This is a genomic window from Luteimonas salinilitoris (genome assembly GCF_041300785.1).
GTDB lineage: Bacteria > Pseudomonadota > Gammaproteobacteria > Xanthomonadales > Xanthomonadaceae > Luteimonas > Luteimonas salinilitoris.
Window position 1 is genome coordinate 185,925 of the sequence record NZ_JBFWIB010000005.1, and the last position, 18,959, is coordinate 204,883.

An 18,959-nucleotide genomic window follows, 5' to 3' on the forward strand; every position below is an offset into this window, starting at 1 on the left:
TGTACCCACCGGTCGGATCACCAGGACGTCGAACCCCCACCGCCGACGCCCGAACCGCTACCCGGCGATGCATCCGGGATCCGCACGTCCACCACGACGGCCGCATGGTCGGATGGGCCGGCTTCCATGACGTAGGACTGCACCACGTCGACGCCCTCGGTGAACACGTAATCGATACGCCGACCCTCGCCCTGGTCGGACGTCGGTCCGGCATCCGCGGCGGCATCGGTGTAGCCGAAGTCGTCGAAGGTGTTGATGACCGCGGCCGAGGGACGCGATGCGTCCGGTGCGACGTTGAAGTCGCCGCCGAGGATCATCGGACCGTCGCCGTCCGCGGTGGCGAAGACTTCGCCGATCTGCGCAACCTGCGGATCGTGGATCGTCGGTGCGGGCTCGGGCGGCGGCGTGTCGCCGGGCAGCGTGGTCGTGGTGGTGCCGGTCGGCGGGCCTGATTCGGGCATCACTTCCTGCGTGCCCTGGCTGGTGACGTGCGTGGTGTAGAGACGCACCGGCTGGCCGCCCACGTCGATCTCCACGCCGAGCACCGTGCGTCCTTCGTCGCCGTCGTGGGTGAGGTGCCGGTCGACGATCTCCTCCTGCGGCGCGAAGCTGATCACGGCATTGCCGAAGTCCTCGCCGACCGCGGCACGGAAGATGCTCAAGGGATTGCGCTCGTCGATGCGGTGCTTGGTGCTGGCGTCGCTGAAGGTGACATACACCTCCCGGCCGGTCGCGGCCTCGAGCTCGCGTTCGAGCGTGGTCAGGTCGTTGCGGTAGATCTCCTGCACCATCACCACGTCCGCGCCGCTGTCGGCGATGTCGCGCGCGACGGTGTCGAGCTGGTGGTGATCGACGCCGCCGCCATTGGTGAAACTGGCACCCTGGCCCAGATTCCAGGTCATCACCCGCACGTTGCCCGCACCCGGCGCCGGCAGGTCGCGCGGCGAGAGCGGCCCGTCCCGGCCGCTCCGCTCCGCGGCATCGGCCGACCCGAACTGGCGGGCGGCCTGGGCCAAGGTGGCGCCGATGCTGGAAAAGCTGGACATGGGCTCCGCCTCCTCGATGGACGCGACCAAGGCTACGCAGCACGCCTGCCGATGCCAGCTAGGGACGCCCCTACGCTACGGCGACGTACGGAGGCGCGTTCAGTCAAGGATGCGGAGGGGTTGTGGGCGGAACGCTGTGGTGCTTGGAGATGGCCACCCACCAGCGGGCTCGAACACGGCCTCCGCAATCGGCGCGGCTCCGCCACTGCGGAACCGCGCCGGGCGTGTTTCATCCGACCGGCAGGCCGATAGCCGTCAGCGAATGCCGCCGCCGGCGAACAGCTGCTCGCCGGTCAGCCAGTACGAGTCGTTCGAGGCCAGGAACACCGCGATCGAGGCGATGTCGTCGGGCTGGCCGACGCGGCCGAGCGGTGTGTGGGCCACCACGTCGGCTTCCATGTCCGAACCGACGATGCCGGCCGCCTGCGTGCCTTCGGTGACGATCATGCCCGGGTTCAGCGCGTTGACGCGGATCCTGCGCGGGCCCAGCTCCTGCGCGAGCACGCCGGTGATCGCGTCCACCGCGCCCTTGGTGCCGCTGTAGACCGCGCTGCCCGGCGGCACGATGCGGGTGACCACCGAGCCGATGTTGATGATGCTGGCGCCCTCGCCCATGTGCTTGGCCGCCGCCTGGGTGGTCAGCAGCAGGCCGAGCACGTTGATGTCGAATTGGCGGCGGAAGTCGTCCTCCGTAATCTCCTCGAGCGGCGCGAAGCCGTACACGCCCGAGTTGTTGACGAGCACGTCGAGCCGGCCGAACCGCTCGATCGCCGCGTCGACGATCGCCTGCGCATCGGCCTGCTTCGACACGTCGCCGCGCACCGCGATCGCCTGCCCGCCGGCCGCGGCGATCCGGTCGACGACCGTATCGGCGCCGTCCTTGCTCGACGCGTAGTTGACGACCACCGACGCGCCTTCCGCGGCCAGGGCCTGGGCGATGGCAGCGCCGATGCCCTTGGAGGCACCGGTGACGATGGCGACCTTGTTCTGCAGCTTGCTCATTTCGATTTCCTGGTTCGTGAGGGGGTTGGCTGCGATGCCGACGCACATGCGCGCCGTCGCCATCGACACCCACGAAGTGCGAACGCCGCGGGACCGGGAAAAGACACGATCGGGGGAATGAGCGTCCCACGGGCGGGAGGACCGCCTGCGGATGCCTGTGTTACCCGGGCGAGTCGGCGGAAACCGATCCGCTGCGCGCGACAGGGCCAAGCGTCAGCCACCCGGCGACACCGGCCAGCGCTGCGCAAGCCGCGGTCGTCAGCATCACCGCGCGGTATGCGCCAAGGAACGCCGCGCGCGCCGCGGGCTCGTCGCTGCCCTCGCCCGCCAGCATCGCCGCCAGCAGCTCCCGCCCATCATCGGCCGGAGTGGCGCCGTAGCCGGCCAGGAACACCTGTGCGAACAACAGCAACATCGCCGCCACCGCCAGCAGTCCGGCCACGCGTGCCACGGCATTGTTGATGCCCGACGCGGTGCCGGTGCGTTCGTTGCTCACCGAATCCAGCACGGTCGTGGTCAATGGCGCGACGCTGAGGGTCATGCCGATGGCCAGCACCGTGACCGCGACCAGTACGCCGGACCAGTGCGCGGTCAGCGCGGGCGGCACCGCCATCAGCACGAAGCCCGCCGCCGCCAGCAGCGGGCCGAACGTCAGCGGCAGGCGCGCGCCGTAACGGCTGGACAACCGCCCGGCAACGCCCGAGAACAGCCCCAGCACGATCGAGAACGGCAGCAGCACGGCACCCGCCGCCGTTGCCGTGTAGCCGTGGATCAGGATCAGGTAGAACGGCAGGAAGAACAGTGCGCCGCTGAGCGCGAAATACAGCAGCAGCGTGATCAGGTTGGCGCCGGAAAAGACACGCGAGCGGTACAGCGACAGCGGCATCATCGGTGCACGTCCGCGCATCTCGGCCACCAGGAACCCGGCAAGCGCGGCGACGCCTGCAAGGGCGGCCAGACCCACGGCAGGATCGGCCAGCCCGCGTTCGGCCGCAGCCGACAGGCTCCAGCACAGTGCGCCCAGGCCGAGCGCCGCCAACACCGCGCCCGCGAGATCCAGCGGTTCGGCATCGTTCCTGCGGCTTTCCGGTATCGCCTTCAGCGCCAGCACCACCGTGACCAGCGCCAACGGCAAATTGAGCAGGAAGATCGCGCGCCACGACAGCACGTCCACCAGCCAGCCGCCCAGCACCGGGCCGGCCGCGGCCGTCAGCGCGCCAAAGCCCGCCCAGGCGCCGACCGCACGCCCGCGCTCGTGTTCGGCGAACATGCTGCCGAGCAGAGCCAGGCTGTTGGGCACCAGCAAAGCGCCGCCGAGTCCCTGCAGCGCGCGTGCGGCGATCAACATGCGCGCATCCGGCGCCAATGCGCACAACAGCGAGGCGACGGTGAACACGGCCACCCCGACCAGGAACACCCTGCGCCGCCCGTAACGGTCGCCCGCGGCCCCGCCGACCAGCACCAGCGCACCGAGCAACAGCAGGTAGGCGTTGACGATCCAGCCCAGTTGCGCGGCGCTGCCGGCCAGGTCCTGCTGGATGGCGGGCAGGGCAACATTGACCGCCGAGCCGTCGATGAACGTCATGCTGGAACCGCACACCGTCGCCGCCAGCGCCAATCGCTTCCGGCGCGGCGACAGCGCCTCGCGCCCGGGACAGGCCGTGGCCGCGTGCGCGACGCCCTTGTCGCAGGGCAGCCGGTGAGTGCCGATCATGTCGCAGCCTCCGTCCGTGACCGTCGCGGGTCATGATGCCCGATCGGCTAGGGTGGAACGGTTTGGTGCCGATCTGCGGAAATCCACGGGCTCGTCGCCTTATCGGCGGCGGGCCCTTACTCGAGACAGCAAAGATGGATCGCTTGGCCCCATCGGACAATGTGGTTCTTCGTGAGGCGCTCGCCGCGCAGCTGTTGGGGCGGTCGGCAAAAGTTTTCCCTCAAGGCTCTATTGCCATCGGCACGGTCGTAAGGCCTGTCGACGAGGTCGTCCTTCCAGAACGGGGACTCGGCCACGGCGCTGCGGAAGAACGCGTGCGCCTTTTCGATGGCGGCGGGCATCGCGTGCGATTTCCCGGCGCAGGAGAACTCCCATTTCGCGTCCATGAACCCCACCAATTCTTCGCTTTACCCCCAATGGTCGCGCATGCCAAGAGCGATCGCCGGATGAACCGCTGCCGGCTCAAGGGCGCCAGTGGCGATGTCCTGCACGCGGCGCTGTGCGCGGCCGGGTACAACCTGCGCTGGTTGCTGCGCGCATCGTCCGGCGGGGCGAGGTCGTGTCACTCAGGTACCGGAAACTTGGTGCCGGGCCGAACGCTCCCCAGACAACGGAGTTTGCGTAACGCGACGGCCCCGGCTTTGCCGGAGGGTGCTTACTACAGTCCCTCGGCACAGCTCTTGCGGATGTTCAGAAGCGATCCAGTCATTCCCTCGCGTTTGCCAGTCGTCTCAGCGCCTCGCGTGCCGCAGTATTTTCCCCACATCCCAGATGGTCGAATATTTTGTGTACCCCTCGGACACACCCCCTGCACCGCTACGACGATGCGCTTCCGAATTAAAGAGCCACTTGACCACAAGCAGCCAACGTTCGAAATCATTGCTGTTATACGCATCGTCCAGCGTATCTCGTGCGAGTTGCACAGTTTCCTGTTTGTCAAGCTCGCCCGCCAACTTTGTCAACTCTTGTCTGACGTTCCCAGACGTCTGCATTTTCCTCAAGTCCGCCTCGTGCTTTCTCTCCCAGGCGTCCCAGTCGTTCTTTCGCTGCGCCCCCTCCTCCGCCCAGGGACGCCGCTGATGCCCTTTCATGCCCATGTAAAGCGCCTGCACGTAGGCGATCGAGTGATGTCCCAGCGTCTCCTTTCGGGCCCTCCTGACATCCCCCCCACCGCCGAGGCCCGCCGCAAGGCCTCCATACAGCGGAATCCCGCTGGCTCCCAGATTGGCGCCAATCTCGTCGGTGGTGCGCACGTACAGCAAGTGAAAACGCTGATTCTTCTGCGGGAGGAGCACACTTCCGTGCTTGAACTCTTCCACTTTCCCGGGTTGGTACCATACCAGCGTCACGTCGGTGCTGGCGTGGGCACCCAGGCTCGCACTCCCGATGGGCAGGTTCATCTTGCTAATGGTCCCGGACAAGGTTCCGCCGAGCGCCTCCATCATATTGCCGGCGGAGAACGTGATGTCGGACAGGGCCTCCGGCGCCGCCTGCGCAAGGGACAGAGCGGCACTAGCGGTGCCGCTCAAGGTTGCAGTGATATAGATCCCATCATTGTCCGGGTTGGCATCGTTGTGAATGACCGACAGTGTCACGCCACCTCCGATCGGCCCGGCATCGACTTTGGCTGAGGCCTCCACCACGTAGCCGTGCCTATACTCGTGCCGTTTACTGCCGAAACCTCCATGTATGTACTCCGCAGGGAGGTTTCTCTTTCTCGTAGCCCGCGTTGCGGCGAACGACGCTTCCACCCCTGCGCCAAATAGAGTCAGCGCTTTGGCCTCCACCTCGCCGCTGAGCTTCGCACCCACAACACGCGTCCGCCGCTTCTTGCCCAGCTCACGAAGCCTTCGATACGCCTCGAGATCCCACTCCTTATCCCGCTTCTTGTACTCCCTCCCGGCAAAAGGTTTGAGCCAATTGGTAACTTTGCGAAGGTAGTGAGCGACGAAATGTTCGAGACTGCTGAAGAGACCTTTGACCGACAGGCTCTGGCCTGCGCCCGCCTTGGCGCTGGCAGCAACGCCAGAGGCGACGTCAGCGCTGACGCTTTCGGTCAGCTTCAGCGTCACCGCTGCCGCGACCCCGGCTGTGTCAGTAGCATTGACCGTGCCGCTGACCTGCAGCTGGAGTCCAGGTGTCAGGCTGGCAAGCAGGCTGCTCGGCACCGGAATACCATGTGCAGCAGCGGTAAGCGCTGTCGAGATGACATCGACACCGACGTCGACGGACCCGGTGAAGGTGTACGAACTACCCGGCCTGCGCAGGACTGCCAGGGGTGAGTTCTTCCCCGTGAGCCTCTTGAACGTTGTAACGTAACGCTCCTGCCTCTTATACGCCTCGGGCCGATCCAGCTGATGCACAGCCGGGTATACGTCCACCGGACCGTGTACTTCATCCTGCACCCAATCTGGGTTCGACCCCTCCTGTTCGAATGATTCATCGAACTGTTGCTCACCTCGCCGGATGACATCTGAAGTGCCAGACAATTGAATTGGTGATCTAATCGGCATGTTGACGTGCCTCCGGAGCAGTTGCTCCCGTATCACGGAAAATCGATTCCAGCTCGTCGGCCTCGAATACACGCCCGATCTTGGTGTATTCGCGTTGGGTGGCGGCCGAGAGGTGGCGCATGCCGACGGCCGCGTCCTCGGCGGCTGCGAGGTAGGCGGCGGACAAGGCGATGTTGCGCAGGTAGCCGCCGGACAGGTCGATCCCGTCGGCCAGGCGCTCGAGGTCGATGTCGTCCGTGCGCGGGGTCTGCGGCGGCAGCAGGCGCTGCCAGATGGCCAGGCGCTGGGTGCGATCGGGCACGGTGAAGGGCACGATGAAGCGCAGGCGGCGGACGAAGGCGTCGTCCATGTTCTTGGACAGGTTGGTGGCGAGGATCACCAGGCCCTCGTACTCGTCGACGCGCTGCAGCAGGTAGCTGGTTTCCAGGTTGGCATAGCGATCGTGTGAGTCGCGGACCTCGGTGCGCTTGCCGAACAGGGCGTCGGCCTCGTCGAAGAACAGGATGGCGCTGTTGGCCTCGGCCTCGTCGAACAGGCAGCCCAGGTGCTTCTCGGTCTCGCCGATGTACTTGCTGACCACCTGCGACAGATCGACGTGGTAGAGATCCAGCCCCAACTCGGTGGCCAGGACGGCGGCGGCCATGGTCTTGCCGGTGCCGGGCGGTCCGGAGAACAGCGCGCTGACGCCGCGACCCAACAGAAGTTTGTCGCCGAAGCCCCACTGCGCCATGACCTTGTGCCGGTAGCGGACGTGATGGCCGAGGTCGCGCAGGGTCTCCTTGCGCATCTCGGGCAACACCAGATCGTCCCAGGTCGGCCGCGCCCGGATGCGCCGCGCCAGGGCGGACAGCCCGCCGCTGTGGAGCTGGCGACCGGCGGCCAGCAGCATGCGCTGGGAGACGAACGCTTCCTCGGGCTCGAACAGCTGCGACATGGCCGCGGCTGTCGCGCCAGCCGCCTCGATGGCGCCCGGCGCCAGCCGCACCGTGGCCGTGAACGCGTCCAGATCGAGGTCCGGATCGATCGGCTTGAGCGCGGCCGTGGCCTCCCGCCAGCAATGCGCCAACTGTTCGGCGCGCGGGACCGGCAGGGCGAGTTCAACGATGGGCCGGCGGCCGAGCGAACAATGGTGTTGCCAGTCGTCGCGGCCGGCCGAAAACAGCCAGCGGGCATCATTCGACAGCGCGCGTTTCATCGCCTGCTGCAGGGCCGGGGCGCGCCCGGAGAGCCAGCCGTGCAGGCCCTCCCAGTACACCACTGCCCGCTGCATCATCGCCTCCCGGAATACGATCGACGGCAGCGCCGGCGTGGCCTGCTCCAACAGGCCACGCTCGACCACCAGCAGCGGGCGATCCAGTTGCGCCGCCAAGGTCGCCGCCAGCGTTTCCTTTCCGACACCGGTGGGCCCTGTCAGATGGACGATGGCGCCCGGACCCTGCCCCGACTGCGTGCGCACGAAATCGCGCAGCGCGGCAAAGCGCTCCGGCGGAAAGAACAGCGCGCCCGGATCGCGCGCGGCGTCCGACAGCCGCACGAACGGTGCGATGCGCTCGTCCGGGGCGTCGTCGTCGAGCAGGAACGCAACGACGCGTGGATCTGGCTGCAGTTGCAGCCGCGGCGCCGGGCGCTGATCACCCGGACGCCCGGCCCACACCCGGAGCAGATCATGGCGCCGCAATGGCGCGTTCGCCGCCAGGCGCCGTCGCACGCACCAGCGTGACTCATCGCCCGGGTCCAGCAACCGCTCGGCCAGATCGAGCGTCAGCCACGCGCCGCGATAGTGGGGCTCCAGGTAGCCGAGGATGTCGATGAACCGACGATCGACGACGGGCAGCAGCGAGAGCAGCAACAGGTCGACATCGAGCGGGCCGAGCCCGCAGTACCGGCTCAGCCCGGCCAGGCGCAGGAACGCGCCGCGCGCCTCGCTCGCACGCGCCGCCGCTTCATTGTCTTCCCGCATTGCCGCCACGCGCTCGCGCATCTGCCGCAGTTCCGGCGGGTCGTCGCGCCGCAGCAGGGTCTCGGTAAGCAGCGTGTCGACGAGGTCGTCGGAGGCCGTTGCCGCACCCTGAAGGTGCAGTTGCCGCATGCGCTCGGGATCCGGCATGGCCTCCACCTCGCGAGCCGCCGCCGCCGCGCGAACGAGCTGTTCCACCCGCCACAGCTCGGCGAACAGATGGACCTCGGAGGAGGCGAAGACGGCATCGGCGATGGACGCGACGGACATGATGGCGTGCAGTCAGGGCGACACTTGCCGGAGGAGTTCCCGGCGGGCGGTGTCGTTGCCGGGCTCATCATTTCGCTCGCTCGATTCGTTGGCGAGCATTTCGCGTAGAACTGCCATCGCGCCTTCTATGCGCAACAGGGTTTCGGTGAGGCGCGCGCGTTGATTATCGAGCTCGGCGAGTGCTTCTCGGCCCTTTTGTTGTTCGGACGCGAGCGTTTCCAGACGTTGTTCCAAGATGTTTTTCATAGGGCCCTCCACAGGAAACAACTAATTATTGCCAAATGGGATCCAATACACGCTGACCACGACATCGTGTTGTGTGCAAGAGCCTTTAACGTACCACCCATCGCCCTTCCGGATAGGTGCTGTCACCGAATTGTCTTGGATTACGCACTTGTCGCTATTCTGGTGGTTGGAACACCTTCCTAACCGTATATCACCACCCGAGCCTTGGGGGCTTGTCCAAAGCTCGACCCATCCTCGAGCATCATCACCATCACCGTTCATGGATAAACGGACTACGGCAAAACCATCGCTTTCTGCTGCCGTGGTGTTGCAAATTGTAGGAGTTGTATCTTCGGAAATGGTGTAGGGACTGCCGTTTACCTCCACCCAAGAGCCCAACATCTGCACCGTGCCGGTGACTTTAAGGCCGTCGTTTGCGGTCAGCAACCCGGTAACATTCAAACTGCTTTGAGCCGTCAACGTGTCCGACACAGTCGCCGTACCGGTGACTGCGAGCCCTGCCTTTGCATTCAATGGAACCGAAGTGTTTATTACGTCGTTATGAACTTCAAGCATGGCGCTGCAGGTACTATCTGTACTGCTCGGATCCCAGACTTCCAGCCAATTACTGGCATTATTGGGGTAGTAGCTCTTGCCAATCGATACCCTGCCATTGGGATCGATGTAAAGCCGGTCATTGCATCCAGCATCATTATCAATGCCCTCGACAGAGGCATCGTTGTACGTCTGCAGACGCAAGGCAGGAGCGCGCAAGGTGATTGCATCGGGACCATACTGGTCCGTGATGTCGTTTCCAGCGAAGAGAATCAACTCGGAGCGCTCGATATCGTCACCGGTGTCATTTCCCTGGCCAGATGGCACCCTGCGAGCCTTGATCATCGGTGGCGTATCGCCCAGCGTTGCAGAATCAGGAAAGGTATATTCCGACGCCGTCAACGTATCCGACACAGTCGCCGTGCCGGTGACTGCGAGCCCTGCCTGTGCATTTAATTCTATTTTCGCGTTTATCCCGGTACTCGTAACGGCCAGAAGGTTGTTACCAGAACTATCCCAAACCTCCAAGAGGTGCGAAGAATCACTGCTGGCATGCCCGATCGACATCGTGCCGTTTTCATATATTTGCGTACTCGATACCTCGAACCCGCCGTTTGCGGTCAGTAACCCGGTCACGTTCAAACTGCTTTTGGCCGTCAACGTGTCCGACACAGTCGCCGTACCGGTGACTGCGAGCCCTGCCTGTGCATTTAATTCTATTTTCGCGTTTATCCCGGTACTCGTAACGACCAGAAGGTTGTTACCAGAGCTATCCCAAACTTCCAAGGGGTGTGAAGAATCACTGCTGGCATGCCCGATCGACATCGTGCCGTTTTCATATATTTTCGTACTCGATACCCCAAACCCGCCGTTTGCGGTCAGCAACCCGGTCACGTTCAAACTGCTATCGGCCGTCAACGTCTCCGACACAGTCGCCGTGCCGGTGACCGTAAGCCCGCCTTTCGCATTCAACGGGATTGAAGCATCTATTTTGCTCCTCCCTACAGTGAACAGCAGTGCAGTCTCGTCTTGCGTGTCGTGAACCTCCAAGATGTCAGAGGGGCCGTCCATGTTTTCCCCCTGACCAATCGTGAGCATTTTGGGTATGAGTACGTTGCCGCCGTTGCCTATCGCCAACACATGCTTGCCGCCCGTCCCAGGGGCTTGTTTATCGTTGTTGTGCGTTCCACCTTGGTAGAACGCAAACCCGTAGTTGCTGCGAAAATAGACTGTGTCAGTCTGCGTTCCGATCCCGCTGCTGGAACCATCATTAAGGCTGATCATCTGGCGGGTCGCGTTATTGAACTTCAAAACACCATTGTCGTTAACCTCGAGCCCACCGCTCGCTGTCAACAACCCGGTCACGTCCAGCGTATTCTGTATCATCAACGTGTCCGACACAGTCATCGGACCGTCGACCTCGAGCCCGCCGCTCGCCGATAGCAGCACCTTGTAGTCCGGGAGATTGAAGCCACTATCGTCCGGGTAGCCATTCGGATCGTCGGAGACGTTCTCGACCCGGAGTGTGGCCTCCTTGCCGGACGGGCCCGGCAGCTTCACGCCGGCGTACTTCTGTGTCGGCCCACTGCTTGAAAAGTAATCCGTGTCGATCGCGTCGATCACCTCACCCGTCACGCGCACCCTTGCCAGCGGCACCGCGCCGGGACGCGGCGATGTCCCGATGGCGAGCATCTCACCGGGCTCCTGAGTGAAGCGCGTGGCTCCCTCGCTTCCGGGTTGGGGATCGGTCGTCATCTCGTCGAACTTGATATCGACGATGTAATCGCCGTCCCCCGCAACCGGATCCAGGACCACCTCGGTCGGCCTGTTGATCAGTATCTGGTTCCCCTCGGTGTCGAGCGCGCTGCCGATGCCGACGGTCACCGACAAGGAACTCATCTGGTCGGCTGTTTGCCACACCCTGAGCCCTTCGAGGACGCCCGGCGCGTGGAGACGCGCCTCGTGTCGCGTCTGGCGATCGACGTGGTAGTTCTGTTCGTCGACGAAGTCCTCGGTCTTCAGGAACTCCCCATCGAAGTAACGGAGCCGGGAGGTAACGTAAACAGGACGCCGCTTGTCAGCGGGCGGCTTGCCGTCAGGTTTGTTGGTCATGGCAATCTTCCTGTCGATATATGGGAACCAGGGTCTCGTTGAAGGTCGGCGGCGCTGGGTCACCCGTTGGCGGAGCTCCTACCGGTCGTGACAGTGCCCCGGTCATGAATCCGGAACCTGGAGTTTTTCGCCGGTCTCCATATCCGCGGGAGCACTGCCCAGCACGGTGTTCATCGCCACATAGATGCCTTTGGTTGCCTGCCTCATCTCACGCCTGGTCGGATTGCTGAGATCAGGCTGGTCCAGCAGCACCAGCGACGGATACCGCAACACCAGGCTGTAGTACGTGTGCGCGGGCTTTTGCAGCTCGATGGCGCCCTCCACCTTGCGGTAGAGCTGCTGCAGCGTCGACGGATACTGGTTCTCGTCGATGGTGAGGGTGACCTCGAAGTGGTAGGGATACGTCGCGGAATCACTGTCGTCGACGCGGACGTCCGCCGTCTCGCTGACGCACAGCCTGATCGCCTGTTCGATTCCCTTGCGCGTCCCGCGCCGCATGTACAACGGCACGATGGACGCCACGACGTTGCGACGCGTCAACTCCGACCAGTCCTCGCGCAGATCGACCGCGACCCAGCGGGCCAGCCAGGGCAGGAAATCTGGCGGCGTCTCCTGCGGCTGAAAGTACGCAGTGATTTCGTCCAGGGTCCCGCCCAGGCCCTGCAGGCGTTCCAGCGTAGCGTTCTCTTGCCGTGACGCCGATCCGCCTTCGGAACGCACCACCACACCGCCCGACAGGATGGCCTCGAACGCCAGCAGGAAGCGCCCGATGAAGCGCCCGTCCTGCAGCGGCGCGGGCAGATACTGCAAATAGCGGCTGGCTGTCTCCGTATCGCGTAGATCCGTCATCATCCGTTCTCCTCCGGATTCCAGTCGACCCAATCGCTGTCCTGCTGGCCCAACGAACCCTTCAGCACCTTCGCGCTCAAGTCGATGTCGCCCATCGCCAACTGCGGCAGCTGATCGTCTTCGAGGGCGACCGAGTCGCCATCGCCGGAAGGGCTCGTCTTCACGGTCACGTCCTCCACGAAGGAGACGCCCGCAACGTTGGCGAGCCGCGCCATCAGATCGGCGCTGCGAACCGCCCGGCCGAAGGGCCAGCCGCCATGGTCGTTGCCGCCGCGGGCGGGATGCAGGTACTCGAACAGCGCACGACGCGCATCCAGCAAAACCCCCGGCGGGCGGGCGTCGCCGTCGATGTACAGGGTCGCCTTGACCTTACGTAGCGAAACGAAACGGGGACCGGCCACGCACACCGTCGTGGTGATCAGCCGGCGGTCCTCGAAGAAATCGAGCAACGCGTCGACGAGATCGCTCGACGGTTCGACCCAGGAATCGCCAGCAGTGCTCGCCCTCGGCAAAACGACCAGGCTGACGGCACCCGGCAAGTCGGCCGGGGTTCCTGAGCTGGTATCGGTCGCGTCTTTCCCGGACAGACAGGTCAAGCGATCGATCGGCTCAACCGACGCGTTCCGCTCGACCGCCAGCGTTTCAGGAAATGTGATCAATGCCAGTTGCTCGTAGTCATCGACGGTGACGGCGCGGTAGCGGCGGCGCAGCGTCAGGAGCACGTCGCGTACCGTCTGCTCCGGCTCGGCCTCGAACCGTCCGTGCAACGCCGCCTGCACGTCACCCGCTGTTTGCTCCGCGCCGCCATCGCTCAGTGCGGACTCGCCGTAACCCATCAGCAGCTGCATGAACGCCAGATAGGTGCGGGGCTGGATCCGGTCGGTGCGGTAGACCAGCATTTCCGTCAGCCAGGCCAGCATCTCCAGCACGGTGATGCCGGGGTCGGAGGCGTTGTAGTCGGTCCAGTCCGAGCCGTAGCCGGGCAGCGCGGCGATCGCGCCCGCGACCAGGTCGTCGTAGTCGATGTCGTCGAGATCGGGTAGCTCAATGGGCATGGCTATGCGCTCCCAGGCGACAGAGCCTTCACGCGGTGGTCGCCGGAGCAGACCAGCAGCACCGTCAGGCGCTTGTCGGCGGTCTTCTCGAGCATGTCGTCGTGCCCGGCGCGGTGCACCATCGGCGCCCGGGTGACGTCGAGTTTGCTCACGCTGTCGATTCCGGGCTGCGCGACCAGATAACGAATCAGATCCGAGTCATGCACGATCTGACCCAGCGCCCAGCCGGTGCGATCGAACCCGCCGGACAGCGGGTTCAGGAAACGGCGCAACGCCTGCCCGACTTCATCTTCCAGCGCTCCCGTGCGGTCCATGCGTTTGGCGATCACCGTGACGTCGACGTTCACCACCAGCCAGTCGGGGCCGGACAGGCTCAGTTGCACTGCAGGCGGCATGCGCGCCCGCAGATAGTCGCCAATCTGCTGCAACAGGCCCAACGACGGCGCCGGACGGTCGCTGTCGTCATCGGGAACGACCGCGAGGAGCACGTGTCCGGCACCCCTGGTCGACCCGGCTCCCTCGGTCGGATCGAAGCTCGGCGTGATCGCGCTCACCTTGGCGAGTTGCGGGAAGCCCTGCCTGGCGAGATCTTCATAGTCCTGCCGGGCCGTGGCGCGCCCGCGATGGCGCAGCACCCTGGGCCCCCAGTCCATGACGGCGTCGCTGTCCTCGCCGTCCGCACCGCCGGAGGAGGCGATGAAGTTGTCGACCGTGGCGACATGGGCCACCGCGGTGACGAGCTGATCGATGGCGCCGGCAGGCAGGTTGCCGGCAGCGCCGCCCCCGGACCGGTAGCACGCCATGACGACGTTGTTCTTGCCGGCGGGCGGCGCCATGCCGTTCCTGCCGTCGCCGAAGGTGACCGTGCCGTTCTCGTGATCGAGCGTGTAATGCCGATCCTGCGGCCCCGACGCAGCGAAGCTCCCCACCTGTTTCCAGCGCACCCACGCCGCGCCCAGATCGGCCGCAGTTTCCGTCCCGCCCGCATCGTCCACCCAGGAGCGCGCACTAGCCGGCGCCACTGCCAGCGGATCGAACTCCACGCCCGGCTGCGCCGATTCGTCGTCGGAAGGCGGCGTCGGCTCGCACACGACCAGTTCGGGATCGGCCAGGACCGGCGTATGCGCGAGGACGAACGTCTGGCCGGGCGTCTGATGGCTGGAGCCGAGCACCTCGTCGCGGATCGTCCGGGCGTTGCTCGCGGCCACGCTGTTGAGCAGTACGCGCCCCGCGCGTGGAGGCACTTTGTAGCCACCTGACACCAGCCGGACGCGCAACCAGTACAGGGGCGCCGATCCGAACTGTGCGCTGCGCGCGTGATCCGCCGGGGCGACGAAGCGCAGGAAACCGCCCTGGGCGAAGCCGTGCGTGCCGTCGATGACCTCCAGCAACTGCCAGTCGGCGAACGTCGCCGAGTAGTACTCCCATTGCACCTCGGCCGGCTCGCCGCCGCCTTGCAGCGCCTGCAGTTCCGATCGTGTCACCCCCTTCAAGGACAGCGGCCCCACTTCCAGATACATCGAGACCGAGGCCTGCCCGAGCGACTCCCCGAACGCCAGGTAGAACGCCGGCTCCTGATCGTCCCGGAGCTGGAAGGGCACCAACGGCTGCTCGAAGTCCTCCAACTGGCGCCCCTCGCCGTTGTCGGTCACGCAGACCGGCGTCGCACTGGGGGTGTACGAGGCTCTGGCGGTGATGCTTGTCAGGATCGGTGGGCGGTAGCCGTTGTCGACGACGCGTGTGCCGTCGCGTGTGCCGTCGGAGGCAACGACAAAGATGCCCTTGCCATAATCGCCACTCGCGAGCCGCACGCGCAACGCCGGCGAATCGGTGCCGGCGGCCGCAGCGGGTAACGAAAACGTCGCCGTTCCGGACGCCTTCAGTATGGCAACATCGTCGGCGCCAAACTCGGGATCGATCGCAGTCCACGTGTCCCCGTTGCCGATCTCCCAGGCAAGCGTCGGATCGTCATTCGTCTGCAGATCCGCATTCGCCTCCGAAACTGCCACGTGCAGGGTCACCGTGGCATCCGACGCGCTCGGCAACGCGCAGTACACGAGGGTGCAGCAGTCGTTGAAGGCCGGCTGCTGGCCCAACGGGTAGTAGTCCTTGCTGGTGTCGATGGGTACGCCGTTGAACTGGATCTGATCGGGCGCGGTGTCGGGAATCTCCACGGACTCCGCTGTACTGAGCGTCACGTCGCACCAGGCAGGGATGGCATCTGACGGCCAGGCGGTCAGGCGGGCCCGGATCCAACAGGCGCGGGTCGCCTCCGAGGCGATCGGCAGCGCACAAGAGGCCATATCCGCGGGGCGATCGAACTGGAAGCAATAGTTGCCGCTTCCATCGCTGCCTTCTGTGACGGAGCCCGGTGCAGGGTCGAGCGGCTTCCACCCAGTCTGCACTCCGTCGTCGTGGAAGTACTCCAAGAGCACGAATGGCCTTGGTTCAGTACCGGAAATCTCCTGCAATTCCTGCCAGCTCTCGGCGTCGTCTTCCGACGAGAACACGATCGATAGTTCGATCGTGGCGTCGGCAATGGTCAGTACATCGTCCGCGGCGAGATAGATTGCATGTTCGACAAAATCGCTGCCCGTGAACAGGCTGTAGTAACCGGCTTCCCTTCCGGTGGCCTTGGCGGTATCGACCGAGATGTAGTCAATGTCCGGCTGATAGGTGATCGCGCGCAACAGCCCCTGTTTACGAGAAGGCAGCAGCTCGAGCGCGTCGCTGGTGTAGAACGTGGCGCTGGTCCCGTCGTGGTGCTGCCCGCGTACCTGGGTCCCGGCCGGGACCCGCACCTGCTGTGCGCCGGCGCTCGGGGTGAAGGTCAATGGCACTTCGGCCGCGCGTGGCGGACGCGGCTGGAGGCCCAACATGCGCAGGTAAGCCAGAAAATGCCGGTTCGGCATCTGGTTGAGGCGCGTGATGACCTGCTGCGCCATGGTGGCGAAGGCACCGATCAACGCCGTGCCCGCGTCGGCCTCGTCCTCCGGAGGAGACCAGCCGGACAGCTTCCTTGCCAACGTGGACGTCTGCCGGATCACGTCGGCGGTGTCGCGGGAATCGATGTCGGGAGGATCGAGGCGTTTCATACCGACTCGGGTGACGTGAGGTAGAAGGGATAGACCATGTTGAAGCGGCTGTTGGTCGTGCGGATCACGTAGAGAACCTCGATCGTCACGGCGCCGGCCGACCCCTGCGACGGCTCGGCGCGGACGTCCAGCAGATCGATGCGTGGCTCCCACACTTCCAGGGCCTGACGCACGGCATGATCGACCTGCCCCATCGTGGCCGCGTTGATCGGAGAAAAGACCAGGTCATGGATGGCGCAGCCGAAGTCCGGACGGCTGACGCGCTCGCCGATGGCCGTGCTGAGAATGAGCCAGATCGACTGGTGGACAACCTCTTCCCCATTGGCCTCGGCGATGCGTTGGTTCTCGTCCAGACCGACGCCGGCGTCCGCGGGAACGGCCGGGTACAGGCTGTAATTCCAGCCGGTGCCGAGAAATCCTCGCTCGTGCTTGTCCGATGCCATGCTCACCGCCCCCGCACCCGCATCTGCGCGTGCAGAATGCTCGCCGGAACGCCGTTGGGCGTGGTGATGCCTTTGCTGCCGATCAGGAGGACGGGCCGACCCGTGGACCGGACGCGCAGCGCGCCCGTCAGCCACGAGGCGGAGATGCACGGCAGCGGGACCCCCGCTGGCGTGACATACGGACAACCCTCGACGAGATACGGCGGCGGCTGGGTCACGGTAGGCTCGCCGCCCGCCCGCACGCGCATGTTGGGCAGCGTCGGACTGGCCTTGCCCCCGTGGCTGCACAACACGGTATTGGCGACTGTCACCAGATAGCTCATCAGGTCACCTCCAATGCGCCCTTGTTGATCCGCACGCCCGTCATGCACTCGATGTCCAGGCCGCTCTCCGCCGACAGGCTTCCACTTCCCTTCGCCTGCACGTCGTAGGACGTTTTCGCCGACACCGAGAACTTCTCGCAGTCGATGGCAACCTCGCCGTCGCTCTTCAGATCGATACCCTGGGCCGCCGACAGGTTCATCCGGCCGGCCGATTCGATCGTGATGGTGTCCTGGCTGGCGTCGATGACGATTCTGTTTTTCTGCGTGACGTCGCTGATGGTGATGGTCTCGGCGCCCTCGGTGTCGTCGAACGTCAGGGTGTGGCCGCTGCGCGAACGAATGACCCGGCGGCTGTTCAACCCGTCGTCGTTGTTGTCGGGCGGCGCATCGACGCCGTTCCACAGCGCACCGATCACATAGGGCTGGTCGATGTTGCCGTGCGCGAACATCACCAGCACCTCGTCGCCGACCTCGGGCAGCATCCAGACACCGCGGTTGTCGCCCGCCATCGGGGTCGCGATCCGGGCCCAGCCGCTCTCGTCCTCGGTGCTGAGCCACGGGAAATGAACCTTGACCCGGCCCATGCCCTCCGGATCGACGTTGTTGGACACAATCCCCACGACCGCGCCGTAGATCCGCCCGGGAACGTGCTGTCCAGGAACGCGCGCCGCCTCCGGCCAGGCACTCGATGCCTGCATCGTCATGATGCATTCCTCCGTACCGTGATCGTTGTCTGATAGCCGTTCCCGGAGGAACAGCTATGCCGCGCTCGCGTGATGTAGTACGGCCCACTGAAGCGGTCGCCCAGACCGCTCAGGGTCACGACGCTTCCCGCCCGCAAGCAGGTGCGTCCGACGCAGACGCCCTCGCCGAAAACGAATGCCAGGCTTCGGGTGGCCAACTGCCCCTGGCTGGCGCTGTTCGCTTCGTCCTGGGAATTGATCGCCTGATCGGTACGCACTCCGCAACTGGTACCGAACACCTGCTCGGCGAGATCCGCGCCCAGCGTCCCGCCCATCGCCTGCAACTGACCGCTCCGCGCCTGGCCGATGATCGCCTGCTTGGTGCCGACATCCCAACCGCTGACTTCCAGGGTGTCCACCTGGCCCTGGCTGGTCATCCTGAACTCGAACGACTCGATGTCGCAGCTCGCGGTGAGCTCCAGGACGGGCTCGGCAGTCGTCTGGTGCGGGCGGAAATAGAGGGTCTTGTCCTCCACCATGACCTCGTAGCCGATGGCCGCGGCCCGGGTGGACAGGAAACCGAGATCGGTCTGGGCGTGCTGCCATATGTGCTCGTGGACGACGCGGCTGTCCACCACCTGGGGCGTCAAGCTGTTGTCGCGGGCGATCTGGGCGGCGATGTCGCTGTCGGACATCTGCACGAAGGTCCGCGTGTGATCGCCGCGCAGCAGACGGTGGCGACGGTCATAGCCGCGAACCAACAGCTGCGGCTGCTCCTCCGAGCCAAGGCTCAGCTCGAGACTGGTGATCTCACCGGAAATGATCGGATCGAGCCGGTCGATGTAGCCGAGCGAAACCTCGACCTCGGCGCCGATCACGAACAGATCGCTGTCCACCCAGGTATAGGCCTGCGTCGCCTGGCGCCAGGTCGCCAGACGCAAAGTGAACATCGAAGGCCCCGCGATATCGTCCAGCACCGTAACCCCGAGCACGTCGATCGTCGCCGCGGGATCGAGCGGCACGCGGTTGACCTTGACCTGGTAGTCGGCGATCAGAGGATTGGCGGGAAGGTTCATGGCGTTGTGTCAATCAATCGGCTTAAATCAGTCACTCAAGT

The 18,959-nt window shown here is 65.0% G+C and carries 15 protein-coding genes; all 15 read right to left on the bottom strand.

Going from position 1 to position 18,959, the window contains the following annotated elements:
- Window positions 1–17 precede the first annotated feature (17 nt).
- Window positions 18–1,046, bottom strand: a complete 1,029-nt coding sequence (locus AB5T46_RS10635; protein WP_370563905.1) for an endonuclease/exonuclease/phosphatase family protein — start codon at window positions 1,044–1,046, stop codon at window positions 18–20.
- A 255-nt stretch (window positions 1,047–1,301) separates the two neighbouring features.
- Complete coding sequence (locus AB5T46_RS10640) at window positions 1,302–2,048, bottom strand: glucose 1-dehydrogenase (protein WP_370563906.1); 747 nt, start codon at window positions 2,046–2,048, stop codon at window positions 1,302–1,304.
- A 160-nt stretch (window positions 2,049–2,208) separates the two neighbouring features.
- On the bottom strand, window positions 2,209–3,762 hold the full coding sequence (locus AB5T46_RS10645) for a DHA2 family efflux MFS transporter permease subunit (protein ID WP_370563907.1): 1,554 nt from the start codon (window positions 3,760–3,762) through the stop codon (window positions 2,209–2,211).
- Between the two features lie 116 nt (window positions 3,763–3,878).
- The gene (locus AB5T46_RS10650) at window positions 3,879–4,148 is read right to left on the bottom strand and encodes a hypothetical protein (protein ID WP_370563971.1); all 270 of its coding nucleotides are present in this window, start codon (window positions 4,146–4,148) and stop codon (window positions 3,879–3,881) included.
- A 345-nt stretch (window positions 4,149–4,493) separates the two neighbouring features.
- On the bottom strand, window positions 4,494–6,275 hold the full coding sequence (locus tag AB5T46_RS10655; protein WP_370563972.1) for a hypothetical protein: 1,782 nt from the start codon (window positions 6,273–6,275) through the stop codon (window positions 4,494–4,496).
- Window positions 6,265–8,502, bottom strand: a complete 2,238-nt coding sequence (locus AB5T46_RS10660) for an AAA family ATPase (protein ID WP_370563908.1) — start codon at window positions 8,500–8,502, stop codon at window positions 6,265–6,267. The genes AB5T46_RS10655 and AB5T46_RS10660 overlap by 11 nt, the downstream gene beginning before the upstream one ends.
- Before the next feature lie 12 nt (window positions 8,503–8,514).
- Window positions 8,515–8,748, bottom strand: a complete 234-nt coding sequence (locus AB5T46_RS10665) for a hypothetical protein (RefSeq protein ID WP_370563909.1) — start codon at window positions 8,746–8,748, stop codon at window positions 8,515–8,517.
- 21 nt (window positions 8,749–8,769) lie between these two features.
- Complete coding sequence (locus AB5T46_RS10670) at window positions 8,770–11,394, bottom strand: autotransporter outer membrane beta-barrel domain-containing protein (protein WP_370563910.1); 2,625 nt, start codon at window positions 11,392–11,394, stop codon at window positions 8,770–8,772.
- Between the two features lie 102 nt (window positions 11,395–11,496).
- A complete protein-coding gene (locus AB5T46_RS10675; protein WP_370563912.1) occupies window positions 11,497–12,243 on the bottom strand; it encodes a phage tail protein I in 747 nt (248 codons plus the stop codon).
- Window positions 12,243–13,298, bottom strand: coding sequence for a baseplate J/gp47 family protein (locus AB5T46_RS10680; RefSeq protein WP_370563913.1), 1,056 nt, complete (start codon window positions 13,296–13,298; stop codon window positions 12,243–12,245). The genes AB5T46_RS10675 and AB5T46_RS10680 overlap by 1 nt, the downstream gene beginning before the upstream one ends.
- Window positions 13,299–13,300: 2 nt before the next feature.
- The gene (locus AB5T46_RS10685; RefSeq protein ID WP_370563914.1) at window positions 13,301–16,393 is read right to left on the bottom strand and encodes a putative baseplate assembly protein; all 3,093 of its coding nucleotides are present in this window, start codon (window positions 16,391–16,393) and stop codon (window positions 13,301–13,303) included.
- Complete coding sequence (locus tag AB5T46_RS10690) at window positions 16,390–16,836, bottom strand: GPW/gp25 family protein (RefSeq protein WP_370563915.1); 447 nt, start codon at window positions 16,834–16,836, stop codon at window positions 16,390–16,392. The genes AB5T46_RS10685 and AB5T46_RS10690 overlap by 4 nt, the downstream gene beginning before the upstream one ends.
- Before the next feature lie 2 nt (window positions 16,837–16,838).
- Window positions 16,839–17,159 carry a hypothetical protein gene (locus AB5T46_RS10695; RefSeq protein ID WP_370563916.1) on the bottom strand — a complete coding sequence of 107 codons (321 nt, stop codon included), beginning with the start codon at window positions 17,157–17,159 and terminating at the stop codon, window positions 16,839–16,841.
- Window positions 17,159–17,863, bottom strand: coding sequence for a phage baseplate assembly protein V (locus AB5T46_RS10700; RefSeq protein WP_370563917.1), 705 nt, complete (start codon window positions 17,861–17,863; stop codon window positions 17,159–17,161). Before AB5T46_RS10700 ends, AB5T46_RS10695 begins: the two co-directional genes overlap by 1 nt.
- Window positions 17,860–18,918 (bottom strand): phage late control D family protein, encoded by a 1,059-nt coding sequence (locus tag AB5T46_RS10705; RefSeq protein WP_370563918.1) that lies wholly within the window; start codon window positions 18,916–18,918, stop codon window positions 17,860–17,862. Before AB5T46_RS10705 ends, AB5T46_RS10700 begins: the two co-directional genes overlap by 4 nt.
- Window positions 18,919–18,959: the final 41 nt, after the last annotated feature.

What these genes read in the sequence shown, in the direction of transcription:
- AB5T46_RS10635 (WP_370563905.1), bottom strand. Translation starts at nt 1,046, where the DNA reads ATGTCCAGCTTTTCCAGCATCGGCGCCACCTTGGCCCAGGCCGCCCGC.
- AB5T46_RS10640 (WP_370563906.1), bottom strand. Translation starts at nt 2,048, where the DNA reads ATGAGCAAGCTGCAGAACAAGGTCGCCATCGTCACCGGTGCCTCCAAG.
- AB5T46_RS10645 (WP_370563907.1), bottom strand. Translation starts at nt 3,762, where the DNA reads ATGATCGGCACTCACCGGCTGCCCTGCGACAAGGGCGTCGCGCACGCG.
- AB5T46_RS10650 (WP_370563971.1), bottom strand. Translation starts at nt 4,148, where the DNA reads ATGGACGCGAAATGGGAGTTCTCCTGCGCCGGGAAATCGCACGCGATG.
- AB5T46_RS10655 (WP_370563972.1), bottom strand. Translation starts at nt 6,275, where the DNA reads ATGCCGATTAGATCACCAATTCAATTGTCTGGCACTTCAGATGTCATC.
- AB5T46_RS10660 (WP_370563908.1), bottom strand. Translation starts at nt 8,502, where the DNA reads ATGTCCGTCGCGTCCATCGCCGATGCCGTCTTCGCCTCCTCCGAGGTC.
- AB5T46_RS10665 (WP_370563909.1), bottom strand. Translation starts at nt 8,748, where the DNA reads ATGAAAAACATCTTGGAACAACGTCTGGAAACGCTCGCGTCCGAACAA.
- AB5T46_RS10670 (WP_370563910.1), bottom strand. Translation starts at nt 11,394, where the DNA reads ATGACCAACAAACCTGACGGCAAGCCGCCCGCTGACAAGCGGCGTCCT.
- AB5T46_RS10675 (WP_370563912.1), bottom strand. Translation starts at nt 12,243, where the DNA reads ATGACGGATCTACGCGATACGGAGACAGCCAGCCGCTATTTGCAGTAT.
- AB5T46_RS10680 (WP_370563913.1), bottom strand. Translation starts at nt 13,298, where the DNA reads ATGCCCATTGAGCTACCCGATCTCGACGACATCGACTACGACGACCTG.
- AB5T46_RS10685 (WP_370563914.1), bottom strand. Translation starts at nt 16,393, where the DNA reads ATGAAACGCCTCGATCCTCCCGACATCGATTCCCGCGACACCGCCGAC.
- AB5T46_RS10690 (WP_370563915.1), bottom strand. Translation starts at nt 16,836, where the DNA reads ATGGCATCGGACAAGCACGAGCGAGGATTTCTCGGCACCGGCTGGAAT.
- AB5T46_RS10695 (WP_370563916.1), bottom strand. Translation starts at nt 17,159, where the DNA reads ATGAGCTATCTGGTGACAGTCGCCAATACCGTGTTGTGCAGCCACGGG.
- AB5T46_RS10700 (WP_370563917.1), bottom strand. Translation starts at nt 17,863, where the DNA reads ATGACGATGCAGGCATCGAGTGCCTGGCCGGAGGCGGCGCGCGTTCCT.
- AB5T46_RS10705 (WP_370563918.1), bottom strand. Translation starts at nt 18,918, where the DNA reads ATGAACCTTCCCGCCAATCCTCTGATCGCCGACTACCAGGTCAAGGTC.